Genomic DNA, 7894 nt, shown 5'->3' on the forward strand with positions numbered 1-7894 from the left:
CAGAAACAGTGGATAGTGGTTCAGCGTCAATGACGGTGGAATAGGGGGGGGTACTGGGGTCTCGCCGATGCTGTGGAGGGCGACCAACCTGGCCTGACTGTCACACCCCTCCAGTAGGGTATGCGATCGCGATGCGGGTGCGCGGCGCCGGTGTGGGGGACCTCCCCACTGGCACCGCTCCGTGCCCTCACGCATGGTAGGAGCATACTGCTCCCCTCGCCTCTCTTCTCAAGGCACCGGTGTCCGCCGGCCGCGTACCTCCATGACCGACCAGCTGCCAAAACCCGCCGATCGAGTCCACGCCGTGGGTGGAAACGCCAAGGCCACCACGGACTGAGCCCATGCCACAGACCCATAACCACATCTTCCTAGGCTGGGACGGGCCCGCCCTCCCGTTAGCCGCGGCCCATCTCATCGACCACTACATCGATGGGGACGTTGTAGACATGAGGGCTGCCACCCTCGTCCTCCCCGGCGGCAGAGCCCTGCGCCGCATCATCGAAGTCCTGCTCGAGGAGACAGAGGCGCGGGGCGCGACGCTGATTCCGCCCACAGCCACGACTGTGGGAAATCTCCCGCTCGAACTCCACACCGACCCCAAGGCATTGGCGGACGACGCCACCTCAAGGCGCGCCTGGTCCAAGGCGCTCCGCAGCGTCAGCCCGGCGTCTCTGCGCGTGGTCTTTCCGGAGCTACCTAAGAAGAACAACCTGGCTGAGTGGGATGAGCTGGCCGGACTGCTGTCCGGCCTTCACCAGAGCGTCGCCGGAGAGGGACACAGCTTCTCGGACGTCGCCAGGATCTGCCACTCTGGGTCGCTCTACGATGACGGACCTCGTTGGGGAGCGATGGCCCAGGTTCAAGCGCACTACCTGCGACTTCTCGATGCAGCCGGATTATCCGACCGATTTCAGTCCCGCATGGTGGCCATTGAGACTGGGGTGACCCCATTCGCCGGCGTCTTGTGGCTCATCTCGATCGTGGAACTGCCGTCTGTCACTCGCCGACTCATCGAAGCCAGCGGCGCCGAGGTGCGCACGCTCATCCACGCGCCAGAGATTGCCCCGGAGGGAGGTGACGATGGGCCTGTGTTCGACGACCTCGGCCTCCCGTCCACCGACTACTGGGAGGCGGCCGAGGTGCCGGTGACGGATGAGGTCCTGCGAGTGGTGGACGGCCCTGGAGATCAAGCGGATGCGGTCATCGACTCGCTGACCGGTCTCGCGGGGCAGTACACCGCCGAAGACGTGGTGCTCGCCGTGCATGCCGACTCCGACGTCGTGCCATACTTGGAGCAACGCCTTGAAGCCCGGGGCGTTGCGCCGCGGTATGCCGCCGGCACTCCCCTTCCCCACACAGCACCCGTGCGCCTCCTGGAGGCCGTGGCCAACTACCTCGACGACCGCGCATTTCTGTCTCTCGCGGCTCTACTCAGGCATCCCGATGCCGGCCCGCTAACCCAGACCACATCCGAAACGCCCTCCCGCCTCGAAGCAATCGACGCGGCCGACCAATACTTCAACGACCACTTCCCGTACCGACTACAGGGCAGCATTCCGGCCGGTGAAAAAAGAGCCGCCCGATTCCCCCCTTTGGTCTACTCCCTCGACCGCTCAGGGCCTCTCAGCCAACTCAAGGGGCGCAAGCGCCTCTCCGAGTGGATGCCTCTCATCAGAGATGTCCTCCTGACCGCATACGGGGAGCGGAAGCTGGACCGGAGCAAGCCTCTTCACCGGCGCCTCCTGGACGTCCTGGGCCGTGTTCGCTCTGTGGCGATCACACTTGCGAGCCCTCCCGATCTGCTAGACGAGGAGTGCTCGGGCAGCGCGGCCATCCAGGCCCTCCTGCTGGAGCTCCGGGACGACGCACTCCCACCGGAACCCAGACGTGATGCGGTGGAGTTGCTGGACTGGCTGGAGGTGCCACTAGACGACGCACCCGTCGTGATGCTTACGGGATTCAACGAAGGGATGCTCCCCGAGTCCGTGAGCGGACATGCCTTCCTTCCGGACGCTCTCCGGAGCCGCCTGGGCCTGATCGACAACCGTCGCAGGCTGGCCCGGGACGCCTACCGCCTCACCACGGTACTGCACTCGAAGGTGGAAGTACGGCTCATCGCGGGTCGCCGCAGCGCCCAAAATGACCCGCTGCGGCCGAGCCGTCTCATGTTCCGGATTCCGGAAGAGGAAATGGCCCCTCGGGTGCTCCACTTCCTCCAGGGTGATGGGGCCGCCCAGACGGGATCGAGCCTGGCCACGCTTGGCCTCGAACCTGGCGCTCGCAGCCGATTCACAGTTCCGCCCCAGCCGCTGCTCGAGTTGAATCCGGCTGAGGTGCCGACCAGGCTTCGGGTCACGGACTTCAAGTCCATTCTTTCCGACCCCTATCGCTTTGTACTCGAGCGGGTCTACGGGCTCGATAGTGTCGACGACGAGGCACGAGAGCTCGATCCGCTGGGGTTCGGCAGCCTCGCGCACGATGTCCTGGAAGGCTTCGGCCGGATGGCACTACACGCTCCACCCACAGTGGACATCACCGACGTTGAAGCGGTGTTCCGGGCGCTTGGGGATGTCCTCGACGCCCAGGTCGCCGCCCGCTTCGGGAGCGCAGCTCTCCCAGCAGTCGCACTCCAAGTCGAGCAGCTCCGGTCCCGCTTCCGCGCGTTCGCCGCCAGTCAGGCCGAGTGGGCCTCCCACGGTTGGCGGATCGTCGCCGTGGAGCAGCAGCCTGAGGGCGATGGTATGCCATTCGATGTCGATGGCGAGTCCGTTCTCCTCCGGGGCCGCATCGACCGCATCGACCACAACACCTCCACGGGCGATTGGGCGGTACTCGACTACAAGACCGGAAACTCCGTGGACGCCCCAGACAAGACACATAGGAAGGGCCGGGGTGACGCCCGCGAATGGGTGGATCTTCAACTTCCCCTCTACCGCCGCTTGCTATCTGGAGTCGTCGATGACGAGGGTCAGCAAGTGGTCCGCACGGACTCGGATGGAAACGGCAGTATTGAGTTGGGCTACATCTCCCTCCCCAAGAACACCGAAGAGAGCGCCTTCATGCTCGCTCCCTGGACCGACGAAGAGTTAGCCGCAGCCGAGGAAGTGGCACGCGGCGCGGTCCGCACACTCCGGACACGCCGCTTCGAGTTCGACCCCGCGGTGCCGAAGTCCGGCTGGTTCGGCGGAGACGCACTGGAGCCGCTACTGGCAAAGGGGTGGCAGACTAGCGGCGAAGAGGATTCCGGCGCCCTGGCTGATGAGAACGTCACTGACGGGGGCGACCGATGAGCACATCCTCCGCACCTCCACCCCTCCCACGTGAGTTGGTGCTGGCTTCGGCCGGATCAGGAAAGACGTACCACCTGTCCAGCCAGATCATCAAACTGCTGGCGATGGGCACGCCACCCGGTGAGATCCTCGCATCCACCTTCACTCGAAAGGCAGCGGGAGAGATTCTGGACCGGGTCCTGATCCGTCTGGCCGAAGGTGCTGTCACCGCTGAGAGCGCTCGTGAGCTTGGCAAGAGTGCACATCCTCGCCTGGCAGACCCTGGGGAGTGCCGCGCTCTTCTGGCCCAGCTGCTCACAGACCTCCACCAGATGAATGTGGGCACGTTGGACGCATTCTTCATCCGCGTGGCCCGGAGTTTCTTTCAGGAACTGGGGCTCGCCCCGGGGTGGAGCATCACAGATCAGCCCACTGAGGATCGGCTTCGCACCGAAGCTGTGCAGGCCGCGCTGACCGAGGCCGACAAACCAGAGTTCGTTGAGCTTCTCCGCATGATCAACCGGGGGGCAGCGAACCGAACCGTCCACGACGATCTCGTGCAGAAGGTGGATACCCTCATTCGCATGCGCAGGCAGTTGGATCCCGATGCGGTGGATCCGTGGAAGCCAGACTTCGCCATGACGAAGCCGCTCTCGCCTGGAAAAGTCCGGGAAGCAGCAAGCGATCTAGCGGTTCGACTGCGAGGCCTGGAGGTGCCGCTCACCCAAAAAGGCCTGCCGATGAAGGTTTGGGTGAATGCCCAGAATGCCGCCGCTGGTGCCATTGAGGCGCTCGAGTGGGCTCCCGTCTTCGGAAAGGGAATCGGCGCGAAGATCATTGCCGGCGAAGACACCCTCTCCCGCAAGCCGATCACTGAAGACTTCGCGGAGATCTTCGAAGAAGCCAAACAACTCGCACGCAGCGATCTTGCCCCTCACTTCCAGCGCGAGTGCGAAGCGCTGGGCCGCCTGGCCGAACTTCTCGAGACGGCATTCGAGCAGGCCCAACGCCGTATGGGAGCCTACCGGTTCGAGGATGTCACCTACATGCTTGGCGGCGATGACGCCGCCGGGAGCAGAGAGGATCTCCACTATCGCCTCGATCAGCAGGTTCGGCACATCCTGCTCGATGAATTCCAGGACACATCTCTGGAACAGTGGAGGGCGCTGTCACCCCTGGCCGAAGAGTTGCTGTCCGGGCACCTGGACGAGCGGGCCGGGGTCATCGTGGCTGATCCCAAGCAGTCCATCTACGGATGGCGGGGCGCGCGTCCAGAGTTGGTGCGCCAGGTTGGGACGGCCTACAGCCTGACCGCGAAAACGATGGACCAATCCTGGCGCTCCAGCGCCGTGGTATTGGGCTTCGTAGCAGACGTATTCCGAGCTCTCCCGTCGAACGGGATCCTCTCGAAGTTCAACGTGGGACCGGCCGTCGCTGCCGATTGGATGAGCGACTTCACGGAGCTCAAGCCAGCCAAGGACCTACCGGGCCACGTGCGCATCCATTTAGGTCCGGAAGACGACGGCGCTAGTGCTATTCAGCCCAACCTCCTCCGGCGCGCTGCAGAGATCATAAGGGACCTCCATGCACAGATGCCGGACCAAAGCATCGGTGTGCTGGTTAGGCGCAATAAGGTCTTGGGTCGCATGATGAACGAGTTGCAGGCCTTGGGTGTGCGAGCCAGCGGCGAAGGGGGCACGCCCCTGACAGACACGCCGCCGGTCAACGCATTGTTATCGCTCCTCCACCTGGCGGATCACCCGCGCAGCCGGGCCGCTCAGTACCATGTGGCGTCCTCACCGTTAGGCGCCGTCGTCGGGTTCCAGGATCACGGAGACTCAGGCGCCGCACAGCGTCTGGCGGACCGGATCCGCGGCAGCCTCATCTCAGACGGATACGGCCCTACCCTTGCGGGGTGGGTCAAGGAGCTCGCGCCAAGCTGCGACGAGCGGGAGGTACTGCGTCTTCTACAACTGGTGGAGCTCGGACACCGCTGGGACGCACGGCCTACCCTTCGCCCGGATGACTTCGGTCGGTACGTCGCCCGCCAGGCGGTTGAGGATCCCTCCTCTGCCTCAGTGCGGGTCATGACCGTGCACCGGTCCAAGGGCCTCGAATTCGATGTGGTGGTGCTTCCCGAGATGTATGCGTCTATAACGCCCAAAGCCTCTGGCGTTGCCATACCGGAGCGTGATCCGAGCACTGGCCAAATCAGGCAGATCTACCCCCGCATCAAGAAGGAACTCCTCCCGCTGTTTCCCGAGGTCACGGCGGCCAATGAAGAACTCCAGGCTGCCGACCTAAGAGACGCACTGAGCGGGCTCTACGTGGCGCTGACCCGTGCACGGCACGCACTGCACCTGATCGTTCCCCCAGATGGTGGTGAGGCAAAGCACAGCGCGGGAGTGGTCCGTGATGCTCTGAGACTCGACGATGAGTCAGTCCGTGAGAACGGAGTGCTGTGGGAAGCCGGGGATCCCCTGTGGTTCAACCAGCTCAATGAGGGGGGTGGGGCAAAGCCGGTCGAGGAAGAGTCCCGTGCGCAGTCGACTGACCCGGCGGGTCCGCTTCTCGGGCCCGCAACGAAGGGGCCGGGTCGCAACCTGGCGCGCCGGAGTCCGTCCAGCATGGAAGGCGGCTCTGACGTCGACCTAGCGTTTCATCTCATGCTCGATGCCGGCCCTGCCCTTCAGCGGGGAACGGTGGTGCACGCATGGTGCGAGGCCATCGAATGGCTGGAGGACGGTCTTCCGAGCGATGAGGCACTGCAGACCATCGCTCACAAAGAGGCGCCGACCATGCCCGCCGATGAGGTGGCGAAGCTGGCTCAGGACTTCCGGGAGTGGATGGACTTCGCGGACATTCGGCAGAAGCTGGGTCGAGCCGCCTATCCTGATGACCCAGGCACCGAAGTGCGGGTCGAGAATGAACTGCCGTTCGTCCGGCGCGTAGACGGCAACATTCAGCAGGGATTCATCGACCGGCTGGTGCTCATTGAGCGCGATGGACAGGTCGTGGGTGCTGAGGTGCTGGACTTCAAGACAGATCGCATTGCGGCTGGGGATGAGGCGGGTCTGGCTGCGAGGACTGAGCACTACCAACCCCAGATCGAGGCGTATTGTGAGGTTGTTCGGGAGCGGTATGGGCTGGCTGAGGGCGAGGTTGGTGGGAAGCTGCTGTTTTTGGAGGCGGGCGTGGTGAGGGGGGTGGGATGACCCCGAACCCGAAAGAGGCCCGAGCGACCAGGAACAGAGGAGACGCCCCAGTCCACGCACTGCCCACGTCGCACATTCCGGGATGCGCGCCTATGATGTGCGTCCTGACGTGACCCCCTGATTCTGCGACCCCCGCCTCATCCTAACATTCGCGCTGGTCTCGTTTCAGGGGGGCACGTCACCGGGAATCGTGCCTTCCAACTGCGGTGCCACTCTGTTTCGTTCTCCCACCAAGGATCACAACTGCGCCGTCCCCGGTGCGCCCAGTGCCGGACCCTCATTCCCGCACTTCGCCACTAGGGCACTTCCGCAACTATCGCATTCCCCTGAGAGGCCGGACTCTGCCTCTCTGCGTTGCCCATCCACCAGTGCAAATCTCATCGTCGAAGCTCGCTTGTACCCGTCGCTCTATCCGCGATGAGAGTGCCCATTAAGTAGCCCATGGTTAGCTGGGTTTGTCGGTCCCACACCTGTAGCAGGTCTTTGGGCCTTCGGTCATGCTCAACAGTAAACGGGGAATCGCACATACACCAAACAGGGGTAACTCAGGACGCGCAGAACAGGGCTGGGTGTGGCGGATGCCACGGAGGGGGCTAGGGGCCGTCGGGATGCGCCTCAAGCTCTGCTCCCATTCCCAAATCGTGCGATCCCAAAACCATTGGCACAATGATTGCCTTACAAGCAGTTGCGAATCGTGCCCCTGATAACCGGGATGTAAGAAAGCTGTGGTGAAATTAGCGAAAAGAACTCTCTTGGCAGTTCTACTGCTCCTAGCACTCTCTTTTGCCGGGCTGCAACGACTCAATCAACTGTCCGCTAGGCCGATTGAGTTGAGTGAGTTCTCATGGTTTAACAAAGTGGAGATCTATACCGCCTATGTGCTCATGAATGTACTGGGTGCTCCACTCTATCCTGAGATAGCGAAAGAAGCCTCATTAATGTTGTTGCCTTCCTCCGAAGGTCAGGAGATGACATTCGAGTCCGACTTCTTTCTGGAGTCCAAATTCATTCAGAATAAATTGGATAACTATTCTAAACCCGTTCCTTTGTATTGGTCTTTCGACAGCTACGTGTGGACCGACGTTTTTGAAAAACATTCAGAGGCGCGAGTTGCTTTGGCTTTGAACACAGGGACTCTGCATTTAGCAGATGGAAAAATCAGGATATCTGTACCTTGTACTTGGCCTAAGCAAGCTTGGATTCGCCTGCTTGATATTCCGGGTCTTCCTGAGATAAGAGTTCAAGAAGGGTTGTTCTGGGTACTAGAACAGGAAGGCTGGATCTATCCGTATACAGCGGTTTGGGAGGCAGACTTGCCGGTTACCTGAACGGACGCGCAGAACAGTGCTGGATAGCCTGGGTGTGGCTGGGTGCCACGGAGGGGAGCTAGTTGCCGTCAGCTAGGCCGGG

3 protein-coding genes are annotated in these 7894 nt (G+C 62.5%); all 3 read left to right on the plus strand.

Annotated features, from left to right (window positions below; genetic code table 11):
- The first annotated feature begins 341 nt into the window (after positions 1-341).
- The 3 genes from P8L30_00855 (at position 342) to P8L30_00865 (ending at position 7812) form a co-directional block, all read left to right on the plus strand.
- Positions 342-3290 (plus strand): PD-(D/E)XK nuclease family protein, encoded by a 2949-nt coding sequence (locus P8L30_00855; GenBank protein ID MDG2238754.1) that lies wholly within the window; start codon positions 342-344, stop codon positions 3288-3290.
- Positions 3287-6484: a UvrD-helicase domain-containing protein gene (locus tag P8L30_00860; protein MDG2238755.1), complete on the plus strand. Its 3198-nt coding sequence runs from the start codon at positions 3287-3289 to the stop codon at positions 6482-6484. The genes P8L30_00855 and P8L30_00860 overlap by 4 nt, the downstream gene beginning before the upstream one ends.
- A 728-nt stretch (positions 6485-7212) precedes the next feature.
- Positions 7213-7812: a hypothetical protein gene (locus P8L30_00865; protein ID MDG2238756.1), complete on the plus strand. Its 600-nt coding sequence runs from the start codon at positions 7213-7215 to the stop codon at positions 7810-7812.
- The last annotated feature ends 82 nt before the right edge of the window (positions 7813-7894 follow it).

This window comes from Longimicrobiales bacterium, assembly GCA_029245345.1.
GTDB lineage: Bacteria > Gemmatimonadota > Gemmatimonadetes > Longimicrobiales > Gaopeijiaceae > CALFPJ01.